This is a genomic window from Sphingobium sp. LB126 (assembly GCF_002795205.1).
In the GTDB taxonomy this organism is placed as follows: Bacteria; Pseudomonadota; Alphaproteobacteria; order Sphingomonadales; family Sphingomonadaceae; genus Sphingobium; species Sphingobium chungbukense.
Genome location: NZ_NETV01000002.1, coordinates 1,160,853 through 1,181,476 on the forward strand (window position 1 = coordinate 1,160,853; position 20,624 = coordinate 1,181,476).

Below are 20,624 nucleotides of genomic sequence, written 5' to 3' on the forward strand. Positions count from 1 at the left end.
GGCCATTACATCCTGAAAACGCCGAACTGCGGCCGTTTGGCGATCGGCGCATTCAGCGTCGCGGCGAAGGCGAGGCCCAGCACGTCGCGGGTCTGCGCGGGATCGATGATGCCATCGTCCCACAACCGCGCCGTGGCATAATAGGGATTGCCCTCATGCTCATATTTCTCGCGGATCGGCGTCTTGAAGGCCTCGGCTTCCTCCGGGGTCCATTTCTTGGCGTCGCGATGGACGGTCGCCAGAACCGACGCGGCCTGCTCGCCGCCCATCACCGAAATGCGCGCATTGGGCCAGGTGAAGAGGAAGCGCGGCTGATAGGCGCGGCCGCACATGCCGTAATTGCCCGCGCCGAAACTGCCGCCGATCAGCACCGTGATCTTGGGCACCTGCGCCGTCGCCACCGCCGTCACCAGCTTCGCACCATGTTTGGCGATGCCCTCCGCCTCATATTTGCCGCCGACCATGAAGCCGGAGATATTCTGGAGGAACAGCAGCGGAATGCGCCGCTGGCAGGCCAGTTCGATGAAATGCGCGCCCTTGACCGCGCTTTCGCTGAACAGCACGCCGTTATTGGCGAGGATCGCGACCGGCATCCCCCAGATATGCGCGAAACCACAGACGAGCGTGGTGCCATAGAGCGCCTTGAACTCATGAAACTCGCTGCCGTCGACGATGCGCGCGATCACCTCGCGCACGTCATAGGGTGCGCGCACATCCTGCGGAATGATGCCGTAAAGGTCCTGCGGATCATATTTGGGCGGCTTCGCCTCGCGCAGATTGACGTCGGGCGTCAGGTCCGGCTGAAGCGTCGAGACGATATCCCGCACGATCGAAAGCGCATGATCGTCATCTTCCGCGACATGGTCGACCACGCCCGACTTGCGTCCATGCAGGTCGCCGCCGCCCAGATCCTCGGCGGAAATCACTTCCCCGGTCGCCGCCTGCACCAGCGGCGGCCCGGCAAGGAAGATCGTGCCCTGATTGCGCACGATAACCGTCTCGTCCGACATGGCGGGCACATAGGCGCCGCCCGCCGTGCAGCTTCCCATGACGCAGGCGATCTGCGGAACGCCTTGCGCGGACAGATTGGCCTGATTGTAGAAGATGCGCCCGAAATGCTCACGATCGGGAAACACCTCCGCCTGGTTGGGCAGGTTCGCACCGCCAGAGTCCACCAGATAAACGCAGGGCAACCGGTTTTCGAGCGCGATCTCCTGCGCGCGCAGATGCTTTTTGACGCTGATCGGATAATAGGTCCCGCCTTTCACCGTCGCGTCGTTGCAAGCGATCATCACCTGCCGTCCCGACACCTGGCCGATGCCCGCGATGATCCCCGCGCCGGGCACCTCATTATGGTAGAGGCCGTTGGCGGCAAGCTGGCCGATCTCCAGAAACGGACTGCCCGGATCGAGCAACCGTTCCACCCGGTCGCGGGGCAGCAGCTTGCCGCGTGCGCTATGCTTGGCGCGCGCGCTTTCCGATCCGCCCTGCGCCGCTGTCGCGACCTTCTCCCGCAATTCCACCGCCAGCGCGCGGTTGTGCGCGGCATTGGCGCGGAAGCCCTCTCCTTCCGGAGAAAGCTTCGTATCCAGTACCGCCCCGCTCATGCGCCGATCAACTCGCGGCCGATCAGCATCCGCCGAATCTCGTTGGTGCCGGCCCCAATATCCAGCAACTTGGCGTCGCGCATATAGCGCTCCACCGGCCAATCCTTGGTATAGCCAGCGCCGCCCAATGCCTGCACCGCCTCCAGCGCCGTCTTCATCGCATTTTCCGACGCCAGCAGGATCGCGCCCGCCGCATCGAAGCGCGTCGTCCGGCCCGCATCGCACGCCCTGGCGACCGCATAGACATAGGCCCGTGCCGAATTCAGCGCGACATACATGTCGGCGATCTTGGCCTGCATGAGCTGGAACGCGCCGATCGGCTTGCCGAACTGCTTGCGTTCGCGAACATAAGGCAGCACGATGTCGAGGCAGGCCTGCATGATGCCGAGCTGGATGCCCGACAGCACGGTTCGCTCATAGTCGAGGCCCGACATCAGGACGCCGACGCCGCCGTTCAGCGGGCCCATGATATTCTCCTCGGGAACCTCGCAATCCTCGAACACCAGTTCCGAGGTCGGCGATCCGCGCATGCCGACCTTCGCGATCTTCTGCCCGATGGAAAAGCCCTTCATCCCCTTCTCGACCAGGAAGGTGGTGATGCCCTTCGCCCCTTCCCCCGTCTTGGCGTAGACCACCAGAGTGTCCGCGTAAGGCGCGTTGGTGATCCAGAATTTCGTGCCGTTGAGGATATAACGGTCGCCCTTCTTCTCGGCCTTGAGCTTCATCGACACGACATCGGACCCGGCGCCCGCTTCCGACATGGCGAGCGAGCCGACATGCTCGCCGGAAATCAGTTTGGGCAGATATCTGGCCTTCTGCGCCTCATTGCCCCAGCGGCGGATCTGGTTGACGCAGAGATTGGAGTGCGCGCCGTAGGACAAGCCGATGGAGGCCGAGGCGCGCGCCACCTCCTCCTGCGCCACGACATGTTCCAGATAGCCCAGGCCCAGGCCGCCAAATTCCTCCTCCACGGTGACGCCGTGCAGCCCCAGTTCGCCCATGGCCGGCCACAATTCCTCGCGCGGGAACCAGTCCTTCTCGTCGATCTCGGCCGCCAGCGGCGCGATCCTGTCGGTGGAAAAACGCCATGCGCTTTCCCGGATCATGTCGGCATTGTCGCCCAGCGCGAAGTCGAAATCAGTCATGGAAGCTCTCCTGTCGGGGCCTTTTCTAGCTTGCCCCTTCCCCAAGGAAAAATTGAACTTTCACTAACAACATCATTAACGCTATCTATGCACGGGGCCAACGCCTCTTACGGCGGTTCATATCCGGCCCCAGGGAATTTCATGCTCGACCGCTATCTTCTGCGCTATTTCCTCGCCGTCGTCGACCAAGGCAATTTCTCGCGCGCGGCAAGCCATTGCAACGTGTCGCAACCCACGCTGTCGGTCGGCATCGCGAAGCTGGAACGGACGCTGGGCATGCCCCTGTTCGTGCGGTCCAACCAACGGGTGGAACTGACCGATGGCGGCACCCGCTTCCTCTCCCATGCGCGGCGGATCGAGCGGGAATTCAACCTCGCCATGCAATCCATGGGCATGGCCGAGACGCTTACCTCCCTGCGGATCGGCATCCTGTCCAGCATTGCGGGTGAAATCGTCGCGGCCTCCGTCGCACGGACGCGTCCGGAGCGGCAGCACCGGTTCGAACTGCTGTTCGGCAGCGAGCGGGAATTGACCGGCCATCTCGCCAAGGGACGGATCGACGTCGCATTGACATTGGTGGGACGCGGCGGCGACCGCTTCCTGGAGTTGCCGGTCCACACGGAAGGCTATGCGCTGGCGATGGCTGCCGACCATCCGCTCGCGCAAGACGGTGAGATCGGCGCGGACCGCCTGGCCAATGAGGTGATGATCGTGCGGCGCCATTGCGAGGCGCTGTCGGACACCAGCCGCTTCTTCACGGAGCGCGGCGTACGACCGCACTTCGCGCTGCGTTCGACCAATGACGAACGCGTGCTGCAAATGGTGGGCGCCGGCCTGGGGATCACGGTCATGCCGCAAAGCTACCGGGCGCAGGACGTGGTGCGCCCCAGGCTGAGCGGTTTCGACCTGACCCGCACTTTGGGTTGGGCGGCGACACAGGACGCGGAACACATGCTGCGCGCATCGCCGCCGGTGATGGCGGAAATCGCCAGGCAGTTGGTCGGCAGGGGCTAGTGTGGTGGATTTGAAATACGCCTCATCATAGCGGCCAGGTGGAAGGAAAGCGGGGCACCAGCCTTCCACCGCCATGCCGCGAAAGAGGACGCGTTTCCTGCCTCAGGCCGCGATCAGATTGACCGCATTGGGTTTGGCGGGCGGAAGGCCGCCAGCCTTCGCCTGCGCCAGCAGCGCCTCCTTGCGGGCAAGCATCTGGTCGCGCAGCGCGACCAGATCGACGTCGGTCTTGCGACATTGGGCGAACATGCCCTGGGATGGCATTTCCTCCTCATGGACGTGATGCTTGATCTCTTCCGACAGCACCTTCACCTTCGCATCATAATAATCGTCATCGGGCGAACCTGCCTCGATGTCGTTGACCAGCACCTTTGCGCCGTCATGTTCGACCTGGGCTTCGTCGAGCGTGTCATCTTCTATCTTGCCGCGGAAAGCGGGATAGAAAATCTCCTCCTCGATCAGGGTATGGATCTTGAGTTCGGTGCAGATTTGCAGGGCCAGGGCTTGCTTCCGGCTGGCGGCGCCCGCTTTTTCGAACTGCTCGAACAACGTCTCGACCTTGCGGTGATCGGCCTTGAGCAATGCGATCGCGTCGGTGAACTGGGTCGTTGCCATGCTACTCTCCTCGGAGTTTACCTGGCGAAACTAAGCATCAAACAGGCTGGTCGGTTCCCCGCAAACGATTCGCAGTACGACGAGCGGAGGCCCTGTCTGATGCAGATCAATCCAGCGTTGCGCCCACCGCGGCGAGCGATCCCCATCGCCGCCAAACACCGCGTTCAAAGATGCAGGTTGAAACTCAGCAGGGCGCGGGCATCGTGACGCATTTCCCCATCCGCGGCCAGTCCCAGATCGCGCATGGGCCGTTGCAGCGAGGCCAGGGAAAATCGCCAGTCGGCCTGCCCGCTGCGGGAACCCGAACCCCAGGTGAAGGAAAGTTGGGGGCCATGTCCGGTCGCGGGCGCGCCGCCCAGCGCCTCGGCCATGCGCGTCAGGTCGTCCTGTCGCCTGGAGCGCGCGACGGACATATAATCCAGCATAAGGCGCGCATCCTTGCCAAGGGACAGGCCGCCGCCCACGCGTGCAATACCCGTCGCCAGCCTGTGCGGCGTCACCTCCAGCACGGACAGTCGACGGGCCATGCGCGCATATTCCCCCTCCATGACCAAGGCGACGCCGGGCAGAATCGGCCATGAAGCACTGGCACCGAGGAATTTGAGCGTCCAATGATCGATCGCATAGGGTGTGTCGGAGTGCAGCGCGCCATTGAACGCCCGGCCCGCCGACAGCGTGACGTCCACAGGTCCGATGCCTTGCTCCCTCGTCCAGATCTTCCTGTTGGCAAGATCGAAACGGTCCGTGACGTTGAGGCCGTTATCCCATGGCAGTCCCGCCGGATCAGCGGAAGGCGCGTCCGATCTGGCGAGACGATCCCCCATTTGCGCGACCAGAATGCTGGCGGGCCAAGGGTCGCCGTCCGGTCTGGCGAGCGCCGACGCTGGCCATGACAATGGGATCGATGCGAGAATAATGGCCGATAAGAAGGGTAGATGCCGTGTCATCGCCGAACCTCCCCGTTCCATCAAAAGACGACACCGGAAAGCACAACCGCAGTCGACGAGCGCAAAAGAGTTGCCTCCCCCTATCGGCCATGACCGGAGTGGTTCATTGTGGTGCGGGTCAAATCATGAGAGTTTGACCCGGTTCGACAGCGGAGCGGGAAGAACGGGTCCGGATGCACAGCCTCCTCCATCACCGTCGGCTGCGCGTCGCCGTGCAATGCTGCATAGGGCTGGCTCTGCTGCTGCTCTTCCTGCGCCAGATCGACATGGGCGCAGCCGCCTCCATCCTGCTGCGCGCGGCGATGCCGCCACTCGTCTTCGCGCTCTTCGCCTTCGCGCTGGATTTCCTGTTGCGGGCCGTCCGCTTCTGGATGTTGCTGGAGGCGGTGGCGGGCCGGAAACTTCCCCTGCGGGCCGTCCCCGCGCCCTTCATCGCCAGCTTCGGCATCAGCGACCTGCTGCCGCTGCGGGCCGGGGACGTGTTCCGCCTTGCCTGGTTCCAGCGTCAAATGGACCTGCGCACCGGCAGCGTTCTGGGTGCGATGCTGATCGAACGTTTCTATGATCTCGCCGCCCTGCTGTTGCTGGGGGTGGCGCTGGCCGCTCTGCATTTGCCCGCCGCTGGCGGCGCCGCGTTGATCGTCGCCGCGCTGGCCGGCATGATCGGCGCGCCCCTTGTCCTGAGCCGACTTCCCGCCCCTCCTCCGGCCGCCCCTCCTCCCGCCACCCCTCCTCCCGCCACCACGCCGGGCAGGACCCTCAGGGGCCGGATCGCCCGTGCCGTTCGCGACATGCTGGCGACCTTTGCCATCCTGCGCTCCCCGCAACGAGTCCTGATGCTGAGCACCCTCTCGATCCTCTGCTGGTTGCTGGAGGCGATGCTGTTCCTCGGCGCCTGGAACAGCCTGAGCGGTCCGCTGGCACAGTGGCAGCCGCCCATGGCCGCCTTCACCGCCAGCACGCTCGGCACGCTGGTTCCCGGTCTCCCCGGCCATTTCGGCACGTTCGAACTGTTCGGGCTGGCGGCGTTCACGCGCAACGGCATCGCCGCCGATCATGCCGCCGCCGTGCTGCTGCTCGCCCATCTCCTGCTCTGGGCACCGACCGCCCTTTTCGCGATCCTCTGGCTGCCCTTTTCAGGAAAGACGGCGAAGCAGCCCGATGGCCTGCTGCCGCAGGGGTGACCGGTGCGCCGAGGCGCCCGATACCGGCCGGTGCGCCCGATAGCCGTCATAGCTTTCCGCCAGCATCGCCGCATTGGACCAGCGCGGCTTCCATCCCATCGCCAGCAGCGGCGCGACGTCGAAATGGCAGTCGCGATGATAGGTCCGATATTGCCATGGCACCAGCGGTGACAGACGGAGCGCGTGCAGCATCCCCAGCGCCATCATCGCCGGCATCACCGGCAGGCCGACGATCCGCGACCGGCTTCCCGCATGATCGATCAACCCCTCCAGATCCTGCCGCAACGTGCCGAATTCGTCGGTCCCGACATTATAGGTCCCGCTTCGCTCCAGCGACAAGGCGAGCAGGATGAAATCCACCAGATCGTCGACATGGACGAACTGCATCCGGTTGCCGCCATCGCCGATGACGGGCAGCCGTCGATGCTCCGCAATCCAGTCGAACAGGATCTGGTAGATGCCCAGCCGCCCCTCCCCCAGCGTCGCTCGTGGCCGGATGGTGATGAGCGGCACGCCCGCCGCCTCGCACAGCCGGGCCATCAGCCTTTCGGCCATGAGTTTCGAACGACCATAGCCTTCCAGCGGTTGAGGGATCATATTGGCGGTGATCGGCCCATCGGGCGGCAGGCCGTAGACCGACGTGCTGCTCAGATGGACGATGGCATCGACCCCGGCGCGGATCGCTTCCTCCCCCATGACGCGGCTGCCCTCGACATTGACGGCCTGATAACGGCGTCCGGCATCGGACTGCGCCACCAGTGCGGCATAATGGTGCAGCACGTTCACGCCCCGCAGCGCGTCGGCCATCGCGGCGCGGTCGCAAATGCTCGCCTGCCGGAACTCGACGCCCCGCGGCAGCGTGGAATCGCGCAGCAGGTCGACCACACGCACCCGTTCGCCCCGTTCCCACAGCCGCCGCGCCATCCGCGCGCCGATGAAGCCGCAGCCGCCCGTCACCAGATGCAGGGTCATGCAAATCTCCGCTCGATGGCATGCAGCGCGTTGCGATGCGCGATGGCCATCACGCTGCCTTGCGGGTTGGCGATGGTCGGCCCGCACATCAGCGAGGCATCGGCGATGCGCAGGCCATGGGCATCGTGAATCCGTCCCCATGAATCCGTCGCGCCCAACCGCCTGTCCTCGCCCATCGGGCAGGAGGCGAAGACATGCACCGATGTCAGCATGGCGGCCTTGCGCGACAGGCGAGCGGGGAGCGACGCAAGTTCCGCCGCCGAATACAGCAGCCCGAACCCCGGCAGGCAGGGCTGCACCGCCTGCGCGCCCGCAGCGAAAAGGGCGCGGACAAGATGCTTCAGCCCATCGTAAAGCTGGTCCAATTCGATATCGTGATGACGGACCGACACCAGCGGATCGCGGCTCCCCGGCAGGGCCCGCACCCGGCCATGGCCCGTGCCGTTCTGCACATAATAAAGCCCCATCCGGTCGGCATCGGCGCCGATCCGCGCCCGCATGGCTGGGTTCGCTGCCAGCGCCAGCGCCAGCATCGCGGGGGAACTGATCGAGCAGCCGATGCCGAATCGCGGCTCGAACATCTTGATCTGGTGGACCGGATCGGGATCGCCGGGCCGGTTGACCGGCGCGTCGAACAAGGCGACGGCCTTCAGCATCGGGTGGAAACGCAGGCTGTTGCCGATATTGTGCCTGAAACCCGAGCGGCGCAGCAAAGCGGGCGTCTGCACCGCCCCGCAGGCGACGAACAGCGTATCGGCGACGATCGTGACCATAGGCCCCGACCGATGGAGCACCGCCACTTCCCAGCGCCCATTGATGCGCCGGATGCGCTGCGCCCGCATGTCCGCGATCAACCGCCCGCCCGCCCGGCGAAAACGGGGCACGAAGGTCGCGCTCATCGACTGCTTGCGCCCAGCTTCATAATCGTAGAGCCGGTGCGCGGCGACGGCATCCCAGCCCAGCCTGACCGCGCCCTCCCCCAACCGCTGCGACAGGGGCGGCGGCGTGCCCGGAAAGGCGGCGATCCGCGCCGTCGCCTCGCACGCCTCGAAATGGGGGGCAAGTTCGTCCGGGGTCAGGGCATCGACACGATGACTCGCCACCCATTGTTCCAGCACATGGGGCGGGGTGCGGTGATAGAGGCCGCGATTGACCTCGCTGCCCCCGCCGACGCAGCGCCCCTCGACATAGGTGACGGACGGATGGCCGAAGGCCATGGTGACACCCGCATTGCGATATTTATGCAGGATCTCCTCGCCCGAAAAATGCGCCATGGCGTCCAGCGGCAGGTCGGGTCCTTCCTCGATCAGCAGGGTGGAATAGCCCGCTTCCGCACACAGCGTCGCGGTGACGGAGCCGCCCGGTCCCGATCCGATCACCGCCACATCGGCGCGTATCCTGTCCTTGACCGGCTCAGTCATGCCAGAGGCTCACCAGGACCAGGCTGACATAGAAGCGGATCAGCATCCGCGCGGGCCCGGTTTCCCACGCCTCCATCTGGGCGCGGCGCTGGCGTGGAGACAGGCGATGGAAAAGCCGCCCGCGCCGGGGCAGGGCCCACAGATCGAAGAACAACGTCGCGGCACGCAATGGCGGGCGCAGATAGACGGGCATCGCCGCGAAGCTCGCCAGCACGAAATCGCGCGCGCCCTGCACCGATCCGGTCGCGCCCCGCTCCCGTTCGGCAACGGTGGCGGCCAGTGCGCCGACGGTGGCGGCGAAGTCAGGCAGCATGGCGGAAGATCGGTTCGTCATAGTGACGGAAATCCCGTCCCCGGATCAACGCCCTCACCCCCGCCCGCCTTGCGGCTTCGCCATCCCGATCGTCACGGTCGCCGATCATCAACGTGCGCGCGGGATCGGCGCGGGCCGCCGCCATCAGCCAGCGCAGCCCGGCCGGATCGGGCTTCAGGCGTCCGACATCCTCGGCCGCGACGGTGAACCGCGCCGACAGGCCCAGCGCCGCCAGCTTCGCCTCCACCCGATAATCGCTGTGGACGGCCACCGCACAGCTCACCGAAAGGCGCGCGAACAAGGCTTCCACCCCTTCGACGCGAAAGCGACGGAGCAAAGGCAAGGGCCGTTCCTCCATCCACTCCCGCACCACCGCCCGGACCGTCTCGGGATCACGGCCGGGAAGCCGATATTGCTCCTGCGCGAAATCCCGCGCCGTCGTATCGGCCAGCGCCTCCCGGCGGCGGCGATAGGCGCCCAGCATGCGCGCCACCGCCATGGATCGGCTCTGGATGGTCTCCCTCGCCAGCATGACCGCCATCCGCCTTCGCAGGGGCGGCTGATCATAGAGCGTGCCGTCCATGTCGAACACGACCAGGTCGAAGCGATCCCAGTCGATCATGGCCGCACATGAACGAAGCTGGGCGTCGAAAGATAATTGAGGAACGGCATGTCGACGAAGGTCAGGATGGCCAGCGACGCCGCCACCGCGAAGCTCGCCGCCATCAGCCGGCGCGAACGGAACAGCCGCTCCGGCCGTGCCGCCACCGACCCCGGCAGCATGGCCAACCAGAAATAGCTGGCGAACAGGATCGCGATGAAGGGGAGCGCGAAAATATATTCCTGCCGGTATTTGATCAGGAACACCGCTAGGAAGAAAGCGGACAGCATGGCGTAGAGCAGGCAGGACACCGCCAGATTTTCCGCCGTGTAACGGCCGAAGGACCGGCGGTAGCGCGGCAGCAGATCGGCGCCTCCATCGGCCGTGATGTCGCGATATTCCGCCAGCCGCTTCGCCGCCATCAGGAAGGCGCCGCCCATCCAGTAGGCGAACAGCAGGCTGCTGGGCGGCATGGTGACAGGGTCGATCATCGTCCAGCCCAGCATCAGCCGGATCGGGTTGTTGATGCTCTCGCTCACCACGTCCAGATAGACCCGGTCCTTGGTCCGCACCGGCTGGACATTGTAGATCAGTCCCGACAGCACGAAGGCGGCGGCGGTCCAGGCGAACAGCGGCCCCAATTGCACCGCCAGACCCAGGCCGATGCCCACCAGCAGCAGATATTCGCAATAGATGAGCGGCGCCGACAGGCTGCGATGCACCGCCGTACGCGCCGATTTCAGCGGGTGATAGGCATCGAATTCCCGGTCCAGCCATTCGTTGATGACATAGTTGGCCGAGGCGATGGCAATGGCGCTGAGCAGGCCGAGCAGGATGGTGACCAACATGACGGCATGATCGGGCGCGGTCGCGGGATGGCGCAGCACATGGGCCAGGACGATGCCCGGCAGGATGAACACATGCTTCGTCATATGATCGAGCCGGGCGATGGCGACATAGTCGCGCAACCGGCCGCGGGCGGGCATCGCCTGGACAGGGACGAGGCGGGCCGTGAAACCGTCGATGCTCATGATGCGCTCTCCCTGGGGCCGTAGATGGCGCCGTCCGTGCGGCGGGCGATGAGGCGAAGGTCGAGGCGGCGGACCAGTTCGGCCTCTCCCGCCATGTAGAAGCGCCAGTCGACGCCGTTCAGGAACACGATATAGGCCTTGCCCCCCGCCAGTGCCTTGCGGGCGTCGGCCAGTTGCGCGGCATAGGGGAAATCCGGGTCCTCCCGTCCCGTGCGCAACAGGATATGGGCCGGGATATTTCGCGCGGGACGGCGCAGGACATAGCCGATCGCGTCCGGCCCGTTACTGTAGAGGATGGCATCGCGAGGCAGTTGTCCCAACGCCGCCAGCGTGGGCGAGCGCGTCCATTGCAGGGATGCGAAGCCCAGCCCCTGCCTATAGGCCTGATGCACCCGGTCGGCGGTGCGCAGCATATGGCTCACCCCCATGAAGAGGGCGAGGCCCACCAGCGCGCCATGCAGCTTGCGTACGCCTCCGGTCTGCACCGAAAGTCGCGCCAGCACGATGGTCATCGCCATGACGCTGGTGCAGTAGACCGGATAGGCATAGCGGCTGTTGAGGTGCAGATTGGCCTCGATCGAGGTCGCAAGCACGATGAAGCCCAGATAAGTGAAGAAGAACAGGCCCAGCGGCACTGCCAGCATGGACGGGTCGGGCTTTCCTTCGCGCGATAAAGCACGCCTGCCGTGTTTCCAGAGCAATGTCAGGCTGGCCGCCAGCGCCATCAGGAACAGGGCGGCGCGCGGGCCGAAAGGCACTTCGTCGGGCACGATCCAGGCCGTGAGCGCGCTGAAACTGGTCAACCAGTCCCCTGCGGTCATATTGCCCAGCCATTCCAGCGGGCGACCCGTCGACCGGCCGATCAGCCATTCGCTGATCCCGGCCCAACCGAGGAAAAGAAGGGCGGAGGGCAGCGCCACATAAGCCACATCCGCCACCCGCCGCCCCAGGGGACGACGCGGGTCGATCAGGAGGAACAAGGCGATCGCGGCCCCCAGAGGCGGCCCGGTGAAGCGCACCAGAGAGGCGAACCCGACGCCGCATCCCACCCCCAGCAACCAAGGCCGATCGCCCGACCGTATATAATTCAGCAACGCCCCCATGCTCGCCAGAATCATGGTCAGGAATAACGGCTCCGACATGGCCAGCGCATGCAGGGCCACCGTCTGCGGCGCGATCACCACCAGCGCCGTGCCCAGCGCGGCATAGCTCGCCCGCCCGCTCGCTTCCCGAAGCACGGTCCAGGTGAGAAACGCGTTGATCGCGCAGAGGGCGAGGCCGATACCCCATGCCCCCGCCGCAATGTCTATCCCGGTCGCGGCCACCAGATGCAGCAGCGCGGGATAAAGCGGCGCATCCCAGGGCCGCGCCGCCAGCCCCATATAGCGGGTGCTGTCGGGGTAAATGCCGATGCCATGATGGGTCGACAGGGTGAACAACAATATGGCGATCAACGGAAAACCGATGGCGCCGAACCGGTCCAAGACCGGCGTCGGCATGGCGGCGGACAGCGCTTCCTGGGGCCTGAACTGGAACATTCACCGATCCTTCGCGAAGGGTCGGCTCAGCACCCGCCGGGCATTCTCGATCACGAAGCGAAGCGCGCTGTCGGCGATACCCCGGTCGAAAATCTCGTCCAGCCCGTCGACCAGCTGATCGATCTCCGCCCGCGTCACGATGAAGGGGGGCATGAAGTGCAGGATGTCCCGCGCGCCCGGCTGGAAATGGACGATGACATTGTGCCGATCGTACAACTGCCGCGCGACCGCCCCGATCAGCACGGTCTGATAGGTGAGGAAGATGGGATTGTTCGACACGTCGATCAGCTTGGCGACCAGATCCTCCCGGAAGTTGAGCCGGATCGCGCGGAACAGTCCCCTGCCCCGCACGTCGATCAGCGTGCGCGGATAGCGCGCCTTCAGCGCCTCCAGCCGCCCTTCCAGATAGCGGCCCATTTCCGCCGCATTGTCGATCAGCCCGTCGTCATACAGGGTGTTGAGCGTCTCGATCGCCACCGCGCAGCTCTCGCCCAGACCGCTGAAGGTCGAACTGTGCAGGTTGCAGTCGTTGCGGTTGCCATAGGCCCGCTCGAACAGCGCCCGCGCCGTCACCATCGCCCCCATGGCGCATTTGCCCCCACCCAGCGTCTTGGCGAGCGTCACCATGTCGGGCACGACATTTTCGTGCATGAAGGCGCAGAAACGGCCTGTGCGGCCCGTGCCTACCTTCACCTCGTCGAAGATCGAGAGGATGTCATTTTCGCGGCAAAGCTGCGCGAAGGCGGCCAGATAGCCGGGCGGCGGCACCTCGCACGCCGTACCCCGGATCGGCTCGATGATCGCGGCGATGATGCTGTTCCCGCCGTTCCCCATCGCTTCGGCCGCCACCGCCGCGCGCATCGCGTCGATATCGCCATAGGGCACGTAGACGACATGCTCCCTGGGCACACCGAGCAGGAAACCCTGCTGCACGTCGGTCGCCGTCGTCAACGCCAGCGCGCCATGGGTCTTGCCATGAAAGGCGCCGCGCATGCAGAGGAATTTATGCTTGCCCTTGGGCGTCTGGATACGCTCGGCCAGCTTCATCGCCGCCTCGTTCGCCTCCGCGCCCGATGTGGTGAAGAAACTGGTGTCGAGCGGATCGGGCAGGATCTGCGCCAGATTATGGGCCAGTGCCGCCTGCAACTTGCTGGGCGACAATTTCGCGCAGTCGATCACCCGCCGCTCGTGGCAGGTGCGCTCGGCGGCGATGATGCGCGGATGATTATGGCCCAGTCCCACCACGCCCATGCCGGTCGAAAAGTCCAGCACACGGCGCCCGTCGGTCAGGTGCAGCGTCGTCCCCTCCGCCGCCTGCACGTCCATCCGGTCGAGACCCAATATGCCGAATATCTGGAGCATGTGGCGATTGACATGATCGGCATAGAGCCGGTTCGCCCGCCCCATGTCGAGCGCCAGCGCCTCGTCCAGCGACAGCAGTTGCGGTTTCACCATGAAGGACGGCGACGGAAGCTCTTCCCGGATCTGCGTCGCCATCTCGATTCTGCCTCAGCCGTTTTGAATGCGGACAGAATAGGGGACGGGGCGCAGCCACCGGAATCCATGGAATTATATACGTCGAAGGAACCGGGGCCTAACCCTTCCTGCTATCCCCCTTTGCCCCAGCTACGTACCAGCCGGGGATTCGCCGTCGCCCCTTTGATAATAGAGCGCGGCCAAGGCCGTCCGGTTGTTCACCCGCAGCTTCTGGAAGATATTGTGCAGGTGGATTTTCACCGTTCCCTCGCCTGCCCCCAATTCCCTGGCGATCAGCTTGTTCGACAGCCCGCTGCACGCCAGCCCGGCAATCTCCCTCTCCCGCCGGGTCAGTCCCGCCAGCCCGGCCGGCACCGCAGGGATGGGCAGGTTGCCCAGCTTCGCCGCCACATCGTCCGCGAACCAACGCCGCCCAGCCGCGACGCCGCGCAGGCAGTCGATCAGCATGTCGGGCGCGGCTTCCTTCAGCAATATGCCCCATATGCCGTGCGCCAACGCCTCGGCCGCTTGGCTCGGCGTGATCATCGCCGTCAGGAACACGACGCGTACCGGCAGGTCCGCCGCCCGGATGCGCCGCAGGATCGCCAGTCCGCTGACGTCGGGCATGTTGATGTCCAGCACGGCCATGTCGGGCTTCAGCCTGTCGATCATGGCAAAGGCATCGACGCTGCGCGTCGTGCTGCCGGCGACGCTGAAATCCGTCTCCATCGCCACCAGATCGGCCAGGCCGCGCAACAGCACGGGATGATCGTCCACCAGAAAGACAGTGTGCCGGCTCATGACGCGGGCATTCCGGGTTCGGACATTTCAGGCAGGGGCATCTCGATCCGCAATGCCAGGCCCGGGGCATAGCGGGTGATGGCCAGGCTGCCGTCCATATCCTCCACCCGCGTCCGCAGCGATCGCGGCCGGGGCGGATCATCGCTTTCCCCCACGATCATGCCGCAGCCATTGTCCGCGATGCAGAGGCTGAGGCCATGGTCGATCCGGCTCAGTTCCACGTTCAGCCGCGTTGCCCCGCCATGGCGCACTGCATTGGCGGTCGCCTCCGACAGAAGCTGCGCCAGCTCGCGATGGACGCGCGCGGTCGCCTCCATGTCGGGCGGCGTGACCGTCAAACCGATGTCGCAGCCCCACTGGTCGCACAGTTCGTTCACATTCTGCGACAGGCTGGCGGACAGCGGGCGAAGAGCCGCCAGTTTCCGGCCGTCCTCGACGAACAGCCTTATCCGCCGCTGCTGCGCCGCCATAAGCGCGCTCACCGCCTGAAGCGTCCCGCGCGCGGCAGGAGGCAGACCGGCGGCGACCGCCTTCAGTTTCAGCGTGGCGGCGGTCAGGTCCTGGAGCACGCTGTCATGCAGGTCGCGGGCCAGGCGCACCCGTTCCTGGTCGCGCGCGCTTTCGGCGATGGCATGGGTAAGCGCGAACCGTTCCAACTCATCGCCAATGCGCTGGGCGGTGATCCGCGCGAGCGATGCGTCGTCCTCATGGCCGTGGCGGATATCGAGCACATGGAGCCGCCCCTTGTTGCGGGTGCCGACGAAGGGCGCCGAACGCATCTCGCGAGGCGCGGGCATGGCCCATCCGGCCGATTGCAAGATCGCGGCGATCCCGGCCCGTCCGGTCCCGTCGGGCAGCGGCAGAAGGGCCAACCCTTCCGGCCCGAACAGGGCGGCACGACCGACCGGATCGCCCCTGTCCTGCCAGGTCAGGATCAACCGCGGCGCGCCCAGCAGGCGGGAGGCATGGTCCAGCAGGTCATGCAGCCACGCCCGCTCGTCCATGCTGACCGGGGCGGCCGACCAGGAGGCGAGTTGGGCGAAGCGCTGCCCGCTGCGGGCGCGATAGGCGCCGAAATAACCCAGCATGGCCGCCGCCACCAGGAAATAGGCCGACCGCATGATGACCAGATTCAGCTCTGAATCGCCGTCGGTCAGATCCCGCCATCCCACGGCAATCATCATGCCCTCCATGACGATCGCGCCCAGCACCGCGCCGCGCATGCCCCAGCGCATGGTGGTCGCCAGCAGGATGAAGGGCACGAACGGAAAGAAAGGGCTGTCCAGCTCATCGGTCAGATAGACCAGCGTACCCAGAGCCAGCACGTCCACCGCATGGGACAGCAGGTGCACCGGATGGGCGAGCGGGCGGCGCGGCGGGCACAGCATCAACAGCAGCGAAAAGGCGACATAGGCGGACAGCACCAGATGCGCTTCGTTCAGCGACCGTGCCGGACGGGTGGGGTCAAGATAGATGGCAAGCGCCGCGAACAGGGCCGATACCAGCCGGCCGGCCGAAATCAGCCGTTCCGGATCGGCGCCGATATGGAATTTCACCAGCAAGTGCAGCCGATGGAACGGGGAAACACCCGGCAGATTATCGGAATGGCTCGATTGTCCCATTCATCACCCTCGCAAATGTCTCTCACGGAGGACGGGACCGCTCAATTGCGATTATGGGTAACGGGATGGACGCCAGGTTTGAACCTTGCGCTCTTCGAACCGGCGGCGCGGCCTCTACGACTATCCGCTCACTGGCGCTCGTCCGAAAGCCGGGCATGATCGCGCGCATGTCGTGGCGGGCGGTACCAGCACGAAACGGGTCGGGTCGATAAGGAGAATGATCATATGAGCGGCATCAACCGTCGCGAACTGGGTCTGGGCCTGGGTGCCGCCGCACTGGGCACCGCACTGGGCGCCGCCATGCCCGCCGCTTCGGCAAACGCGCAAGCCTCTGCCCGCGCCATGCCGAAGGACGCCCTCTCCTTTCCATCCGGCTTCCTCTGGGGCTGCGCCACCGCCTCCTATCAGATCGAGGGCGCGGTGAAGGAGGACGGGCGTGGCCTCACCAACTGGGACGTGTTTTCGCACACCCCCGGCAAGGTCGCCAATGGCGATACCGGCGATGTCGCCTGCGACAGCTATCACCGCTATCCCGAGGACATCGCCCTGCTGAAGGCGCTGGGGGTCAAGGCTTATCGCTTCTCCGTCGCCTGGTCGCGCATCTTCCCCGAAGGGAGGGGCAGGCCCAATGCGAAGGGGATCGATTATTACGACCGGCTGGTCGACGGGCTGCTCGCCGCCGGAATCGCGCCGCATGTCACGCTGTTCCACTGGGACCTGCCCCATGCGCTGCCGGGCGGCTGGCAGAATCGCGACACCGCCTATGCCTTTGCCGACTATGCAGGCACCATGGCGGGGCATTTGAGCGATCGGGTGCAGCATTTCATGACCGTCAACGAACTGCGCTGCTTCACCGATCTGGGCTACATGACCGGCGGCAAGGCGCCGGGCCTGAAACTGCCGATGCGACAGGTCAATCAGATCCGCCACCACGGCGTTCTGGCCCATGGGCTGGGCGTCCAGGCGGTGCGCGCCCATGCCCGGGCGGGGACGCTGGTGGGTCTGGCCGACAATCCGGCGCTGTTCGTGCCCGCCATCGAGAGCGCCGGGCAAATAGAGGCCGCGAAGAAGGCAGTGCGCGCGGAAAATGCGATGTTCCTCACCGCGATCATGGAAGGGACATATCTCGATTCCTACCTGACCGCGCAGGGCAGGGACGCCCCGCTCGTCAAGGACCGCGACATGGCGCTGATCGGCAGCCCGCTCGATTTCCTGTCGATCAACGTCTATACCGGCAACAGCGTGCGCGCCGACGGATCGCCCAAAGGCTATGAAATTCTGGCCCACCGGCCGCAATCGCCGCGCATGTCCTCCCCGTGGCTCTACGTCACGCCGGAGATACTGTATTGGAGCATCCGCGCCGTCAGCGAACTCTGGAGGCCCAAGTCCCTCTTCATTTCCGAAAACGGCTGTTCGGCTGACGATGTCGTCGCCGCCGACGGCAAGGTCTATGATGCCGACCGTGTCATGTACTTGCGCAACTATATCACCCATATGCAGCGGGCCGCGCGCGAGGGCTATCCGGTCGACGGCTATTTCATCTGGAGCCTGATGGACAATTTCGAATGGGAGGACGGCTATACCAAGCTGTTCGGCATCCACCATGTCGATTTCAGGACCGGCAAGCGCACGCCCAAGCTGAGCGCCGACTGGTATCGGGAACTGGTCCGGACGAACAGGCTGGTCTGATCGGCCCCGTCATCGCCGTCTCCGCAAAGGCGGGAACGGCGACGGGAAGGGCGTCAGAAGGTCCGCTCCAGCAGCATCAGCGTCGGTTCGCCCTCGACCGGCGAGGCGGTAAAGCCCTTTTCCTGCTCCAGCGCGATCGCGGCGTGGTTTTCGCGGCTCTCGATCGACTGGAGCCGCTTGACGCCCCAGCCCTTCGCCTCCTGCGCCACATGGTCGAGCAAGGTCCAGCCGATCCCTCGCCCCTTGTGGTCGGTCCGGATGGCGATGGCGACCTCACCGGTTTCGCGCCGCTTGTCCGCCGCCAGCGTGGCGACGGCCAGGATCGTCCCGTCCTCGCCCAGGGCGAGATAATTTTCATGGGCCTGATCCTCATGCCGCGTCAGGTCGGACAGTTGCGCCTGGGTCAGCGCCTGCACCGCACTCAGGAAGCGGAAGCGGCGATCCTCGTCGGACACCTGCCCGAAAAAGGCCGTCAGTGCCTCGCCATCGGCGGCGGTCGCGGGACGCACGCGGAAGGAAAAGCCGGTGCGGGTATGAAGTTCAGTCATAATGGTCCTCCTCAGGCCGGCGTCAGTGCCTTGACCACGAAGGGCAGGCGCTCGCCATCAGGCTCGGTCAGGGTCAGATAGCCCCCGCCCGGATCGCATGGGCGTCCAGACGGAAGATCCTTTCATCATCCTCTTCCCCCGGCTCATAGGACAGCGCCCAGCCTTCGCGGGTGCGCAGCAGCGTGCCGTGGCGGTCCGGCTCATTGGGCCAGAAACGGCGCACCGTCGCCAGTTCCGGATGGCTACGCCAGGCCGGTTCGTCGATCAGCCCGTCCTCCCCCAGGGGCAGGCGCAGCACATAGCTGCGTGCCGCCGACCCGTTGGGGAAGGCGGGCGTACGGGCAAGTTCCAGGCGTATCGTCATCCAGCTCATGGCCATTGCAATCGGATTCCGCGGCGAAAAGCGATATAAGGATTATCCCTGATGGCGATGGAGGCGGGGGACGCCCTAGTCAGTCAGGGAACACACGATGCATGGCAAGGAGACAGTCGATGAAATCGGTCCTGCTGCACATTCATGAAGACCATGGCGCGGAAAGCCGCTTGCAGGCGGCCTGCGATATCGCCCGCGCCTCGGGCGCGCACATCCATTGCGTGCAGGTGACGGCCGTGCCCGATTTCGTCGCGGCGGACATGTATGGCGGCGCCTCCATGGCCCCGGCGATGATGGCGGAGCTGTACGACATCGACGAAAAGGCCCGCAAGCGGACCGAAGACCGGCTGCGGCGGGAGGATGTGAGCTGGGACTGGCGCCATGCGGAGGGCGATCTGGTCCACGGCCTGCTGTCCGCTTCGGCGCTGACCGACGGGATCATCGTGACCCTGCCCTCGGGTCCGCGCAAGGAACTGGCCGATCCACTGCACCTGGCCGCCGACCTGGCGCTGGCCGGGCGGGTGCCGGTGATCGCGGTGCCGCAGGCTGCGAAATCCTTCCCCGTCACCGGCCGCGCTCTGGTGGCTTGGGAAGGATCGCAGGAAGCCTCCACGGCGCTGCGCCTCGCCGTGCCGCTGCTCAAGCTCGCCGAGGAAGTGCATGTCGTGACGGTGGAGGAAGCGGGCAAATATCCCTTCCCCGCGACCGACGCGCCGGAATATCTCGCCCGCCACGGCATCAAGTGCCAATATCATAGCTGGCCGCAGGACGGCCGCACGATCGAGGCGACGCTGAAGGCGGCGATCGGCGTGCTGAAGCCCGACTGGATGGTGATGGGCGCCTTCGGCCATAGCCGGCTGCGCGAGATGGTGTTCGGCGGCGTCACCCGCTCCATGTTGCGCGAAGTGCACGTACCGCTCTTGCTCGCCCACTGATCAGGCGGCATGGTGGAGGCATGGCGGTAGCGGATGATGAAACCGATGGCTTGAGCGCGCGCGCGCATAGTCTGGAACAGGCTCTGCTCGACTCGATCCTGGCGACGGTGCCCGATGCGCTGATCGTCATCGACATGCATGGGTCCATCGTGTCCTTCAGCGCGGCGGCGCAGAACATGTTCCAATATGCCGAAAGCGACGTGCTGGGCGAGAATATCTCGATGCTGATGCCGTCCCCCGACCGGGAACGGCATGATGGTTATATCGGCCATTATCTGGATACGGGCGAGAGGCGGATCATCGGCATCGGTCGCCTCACCAGCGCGCGGCGGCGGGACGGATCGGTCTTTCCGATCGAACTGTCGGTGGGCGAGGTCAGCGACCAGGGACGGCGGCTGTTCACCGGCTTCATCCGCGACCTGACCGAACGGCAGCAGGCCGAACGGCGGGTGGCCGACTTGCAGGCGGAACTGGCTCATACCAGCCGGGTGACGGCGATGGGCACGCTCGCCTCCGCGTTGGCGCATGAGCTCAACCAGCCGCTGACCGCCATCGCCAATTATATGGAGGCCGGGCGCGACCTGCTCGATGCCGAGGGGCCGGTGGACCGCGACCTGCTGCGCGAGGCGATGGACGAAAGCGCGGCCCAAGCCCTGCGCGCCGGGGAGATCATCCGGTCGCTGCGCGAATTCATCAAGCGCGGCGAAACCATGCGCCAGCCCGAATCCCTGCGCGGCTTGCTGGCCGAGGGCGCGGCGCTGGCCTTCATCGGCGTCGACAGCCGGGGCCTCG

General features: G+C 65.5%; 20 protein-coding genes. 5 read left to right on the forward strand and 15 right to left on the reverse strand.

Annotated elements, in window-relative coordinates:
• Positions 1–5: 5 nt before the first annotated feature.
• Entirely contained in the window at positions 6–1,607 is a 1,602-nt protein-coding gene (locus tag CAF53_RS21330; protein ID WP_100239503.1) for a carboxyl transferase domain-containing protein, read from the reverse strand.
• The gene (locus tag CAF53_RS21335; RefSeq protein ID WP_100239504.1) at positions 1,604–2,752 is read right to left on the reverse strand and encodes an isovaleryl-CoA dehydrogenase; all 1,149 of its coding nucleotides are present in this window, start codon (positions 2,750–2,752) and stop codon (positions 1,604–1,606) included. Before CAF53_RS21335 ends, CAF53_RS21330 begins: the two co-directional genes overlap by 4 nt.
• Before the next feature lie 141 nt (positions 2,753–2,893).
• Between CAF53_RS21335 and CAF53_RS21340 the strand changes: the two genes are divergently transcribed.
• Positions 2,894–3,766: a LysR family transcriptional regulator gene (locus CAF53_RS21340; RefSeq protein ID WP_046765179.1), complete on the forward strand. Its 873-nt coding sequence runs from the start codon at positions 2,894–2,896 to the stop codon at positions 3,764–3,766.
• A gap of 102 nt (positions 3,767–3,868) precedes the next feature.
• Here the strand turns inward: CAF53_RS21340 and CAF53_RS21345 are convergent, their stop codons facing one another.
• Together CAF53_RS21345 and CAF53_RS21350 are read right to left on the reverse strand one after the other, a co-directional pair.
• Positions 3,869–4,381: a hemerythrin domain-containing protein gene (locus CAF53_RS21345; RefSeq protein ID WP_046765178.1), complete on the reverse strand. Its 513-nt coding sequence runs from the start codon at positions 4,379–4,381 to the stop codon at positions 3,869–3,871.
• 164 nt (positions 4,382–4,545) lie between these two features.
• Positions 4,546–5,328, reverse strand: coding sequence for a hypothetical protein (locus CAF53_RS21350; protein ID WP_157801332.1), 783 nt, complete (start codon positions 5,326–5,328; stop codon positions 4,546–4,548).
• Between the two features lie 173 nt (positions 5,329–5,501).
• On the opposite strand from CAF53_RS21350, the gene CAF53_RS21355 reads away from it, so the two are divergent.
• Positions 5,502–6,512 carry a lysylphosphatidylglycerol synthase transmembrane domain-containing protein gene (locus tag CAF53_RS21355; RefSeq protein WP_100239506.1) on the forward strand — a complete coding sequence of 337 codons (1,011 nt, stop codon included), beginning with the start codon at positions 5,502–5,504 and terminating at the stop codon, positions 6,510–6,512.
• Here the strand turns inward: CAF53_RS21355 and CAF53_RS21360 are convergent.
• From CAF53_RS21360 to CAF53_RS21400, 9 genes are all read right to left on the reverse strand, one after another.
• Complete coding sequence (locus tag CAF53_RS21360) at positions 6,465–7,484, reverse strand: NAD(P)-dependent oxidoreductase (RefSeq protein WP_046765175.1); 1,020 nt, start codon at positions 7,482–7,484, stop codon at positions 6,465–6,467. The two genes, CAF53_RS21355 and CAF53_RS21360, sit on opposite strands and share 48 nt — an antisense overlap.
• Positions 7,481–8,905: a GMC family oxidoreductase gene (locus CAF53_RS21365; RefSeq protein WP_100239507.1), complete on the reverse strand. Its 1,425-nt coding sequence runs from the start codon at positions 8,903–8,905 to the stop codon at positions 7,481–7,483. The genes CAF53_RS21360 and CAF53_RS21365 overlap by 4 nt, the downstream gene beginning before the upstream one ends.
• Positions 8,898–9,239, reverse strand: a complete 342-nt coding sequence (locus tag CAF53_RS21370; RefSeq protein WP_157801333.1) for a hypothetical protein — start codon at positions 9,237–9,239, stop codon at positions 8,898–8,900. The genes CAF53_RS21365 and CAF53_RS21370 overlap by 8 nt, the downstream gene beginning before the upstream one ends.
• The gene (locus CAF53_RS21375; protein ID WP_100239509.1) at positions 9,208–9,840 is read right to left on the reverse strand and encodes an HAD family hydrolase; all 633 of its coding nucleotides are present in this window, start codon (positions 9,838–9,840) and stop codon (positions 9,208–9,210) included. The genes CAF53_RS21370 and CAF53_RS21375 overlap by 32 nt, the downstream gene beginning before the upstream one ends.
• Entirely contained in the window at positions 9,837–10,850 is a 1,014-nt protein-coding gene (locus CAF53_RS21380; RefSeq protein ID WP_052757495.1) for a UbiA family prenyltransferase, read from the reverse strand. The genes CAF53_RS21375 and CAF53_RS21380 overlap by 4 nt, the downstream gene beginning before the upstream one ends.
• Entirely contained in the window at positions 10,847–12,388 is a 1,542-nt protein-coding gene (locus CAF53_RS21385) for a glycosyltransferase family 39 protein (protein ID WP_100239510.1), read from the reverse strand. Before CAF53_RS21385 ends, CAF53_RS21380 begins: the two co-directional genes overlap by 4 nt.
• Positions 12,389–13,885 (reverse strand): aminotransferase class III-fold pyridoxal phosphate-dependent enzyme, encoded by a 1,497-nt coding sequence (locus CAF53_RS21390; RefSeq protein ID WP_100239511.1) that lies wholly within the window; start codon positions 13,883–13,885, stop codon positions 12,389–12,391.
• Between the two features lie 129 nt (positions 13,886–14,014).
• Complete coding sequence (locus CAF53_RS21395) at positions 14,015–14,665, reverse strand: response regulator transcription factor (protein WP_100239512.1); 651 nt, start codon at positions 14,663–14,665, stop codon at positions 14,015–14,017.
• Positions 14,662–16,287 carry a histidine kinase gene (locus tag CAF53_RS21400; protein WP_100239513.1) on the reverse strand — a complete coding sequence of 542 codons (1,626 nt, stop codon included), beginning with the start codon at positions 16,285–16,287 and terminating at the stop codon, positions 14,662–14,664. Before CAF53_RS21400 ends, CAF53_RS21395 begins: the two co-directional genes overlap by 4 nt.
• A 225-nt stretch (positions 16,288–16,512) precedes the next feature.
• On the opposite strand from CAF53_RS21400, the gene CAF53_RS21405 reads away from it, so the two are divergent.
• Positions 16,513–17,976, forward strand: a complete 1,464-nt coding sequence (locus CAF53_RS21405) for a GH1 family beta-glucosidase (protein WP_100239514.1) — start codon at positions 16,513–16,515, stop codon at positions 17,974–17,976.
• A 53-nt stretch (positions 17,977–18,029) separates the two neighbouring features.
• On the opposite strand, the gene CAF53_RS21410 is transcribed toward CAF53_RS21405, so the two are convergent.
• Positions 18,030–18,524, reverse strand: coding sequence for a GNAT family N-acetyltransferase (locus CAF53_RS21410; protein WP_100239515.1), 495 nt, complete (start codon positions 18,522–18,524; stop codon positions 18,030–18,032).
• Positions 18,525–18,597: 73 nt separating this feature from the next.
• Complete coding sequence (locus CAF53_RS21415) at positions 18,598–18,888, reverse strand: hypothetical protein (RefSeq protein WP_242443550.1); 291 nt, start codon at positions 18,886–18,888, stop codon at positions 18,598–18,600.
• Positions 18,889–19,016: 128 nt separating this feature from the next.
• Between CAF53_RS21415 and CAF53_RS21420 the strand changes: the two genes are divergently transcribed.
• Positions 19,017–19,832 (forward strand): universal stress protein, encoded by an 816-nt coding sequence (locus tag CAF53_RS21420; RefSeq protein ID WP_046765167.1) that lies wholly within the window; start codon positions 19,017–19,019, stop codon positions 19,830–19,832.
• A 20-nt stretch (positions 19,833–19,852) separates the two neighbouring features.
• Positions 19,853–20,624 (forward strand): PAS domain S-box protein (locus CAF53_RS21425; protein WP_100239516.1); only part of this gene is annotated, 772 nt, incomplete at its 3' end.

Excerpts from the sequence above, each read along its gene's own strand:
- CAF53_RS21390 (WP_100239511.1), bottom strand. The coding sequence starts at position 13,885 with ATGGCGACGCAGATCCGGGAAGAGCTTCCGTCGCCGTCCTTCATGGTG.
- CAF53_RS21375 (WP_100239509.1), bottom strand. The coding sequence starts at position 9,840 with ATGATCGACTGGGATCGCTTCGACCTGGTCGTGTTCGACATGGACGGC.
- CAF53_RS21385 (WP_100239510.1), bottom strand. The coding sequence starts at position 12,388 with ATGTTCCAGTTCAGGCCCCAGGAAGCGCTGTCCGCCGCCATGCCGACG.
- CAF53_RS21405 (WP_100239514.1), top strand. The coding sequence starts at position 16,513 with ATGAGCGGCATCAACCGTCGCGAACTGGGTCTGGGCCTGGGTGCCGCC.
- CAF53_RS21340 (WP_046765179.1), top strand. The coding sequence starts at position 2,894 with ATGCTCGACCGCTATCTTCTGCGCTATTTCCTCGCCGTCGTCGACCAA.
- CAF53_RS21350 (WP_157801332.1), bottom strand. The coding sequence starts at position 5,328 with ATGACACGGCATCTACCCTTCTTATCGGCCATTATTCTCGCATCGATC.
- CAF53_RS21395 (WP_100239512.1), bottom strand. The coding sequence starts at position 14,665 with ATGAGCCGGCACACTGTCTTTCTGGTGGACGATCATCCCGTGCTGTTG.
- CAF53_RS21420 (WP_046765167.1), top strand. The coding sequence starts at position 19,017 with ATGAAATCGGTCCTGCTGCACATTCATGAAGACCATGGCGCGGAAAGC.
- CAF53_RS21360 (WP_046765175.1), bottom strand. The coding sequence starts at position 7,484 with ATGACCCTGCATCTGGTGACGGGCGGCTGCGGCTTCATCGGCGCGCGG.
- CAF53_RS21330 (WP_100239503.1), bottom strand. The coding sequence starts at position 1,607 with ATGAGCGGGGCGGTACTGGATACGAAGCTTTCTCCGGAAGGAGAGGGC.
- CAF53_RS21355 (WP_100239506.1), top strand. The coding sequence starts at position 5,502 with ATGCACAGCCTCCTCCATCACCGTCGGCTGCGCGTCGCCGTGCAATGC.
- CAF53_RS21380 (WP_052757495.1), bottom strand. The coding sequence starts at position 10,850 with ATGAGCATCGACGGTTTCACGGCCCGCCTCGTCCCTGTCCAGGCGATG.
- CAF53_RS21365 (WP_100239507.1), bottom strand. The coding sequence starts at position 8,905 with ATGACTGAGCCGGTCAAGGACAGGATACGCGCCGATGTGGCGGTGATC.
- CAF53_RS21370 (WP_157801333.1), bottom strand. The coding sequence starts at position 9,239 with ATGACGAACCGATCTTCCGCCATGCTGCCTGACTTCGCCGCCACCGTC.
- CAF53_RS21415 (WP_242443550.1), bottom strand. The coding sequence starts at position 18,888 with ATGACGATACGCCTGGAACTTGCCCGTACGCCCGCCTTCCCCAACGGG.
- CAF53_RS21410 (WP_100239515.1), bottom strand. The coding sequence starts at position 18,524 with ATGACTGAACTTCATACCCGCACCGGCTTTTCCTTCCGCGTGCGTCCC.
- CAF53_RS21335 (WP_100239504.1), bottom strand. The coding sequence starts at position 2,752 with ATGACTGATTTCGACTTCGCGCTGGGCGACAATGCCGACATGATCCGG.
- CAF53_RS21400 (WP_100239513.1), bottom strand. The coding sequence starts at position 16,287 with ATGGGACAATCGAGCCATTCCGATAATCTGCCGGGTGTTTCCCCGTTC.
- CAF53_RS21345 (WP_046765178.1), bottom strand. The coding sequence starts at position 4,381 with ATGGCAACGACCCAGTTCACCGACGCGATCGCATTGCTCAAGGCCGAT.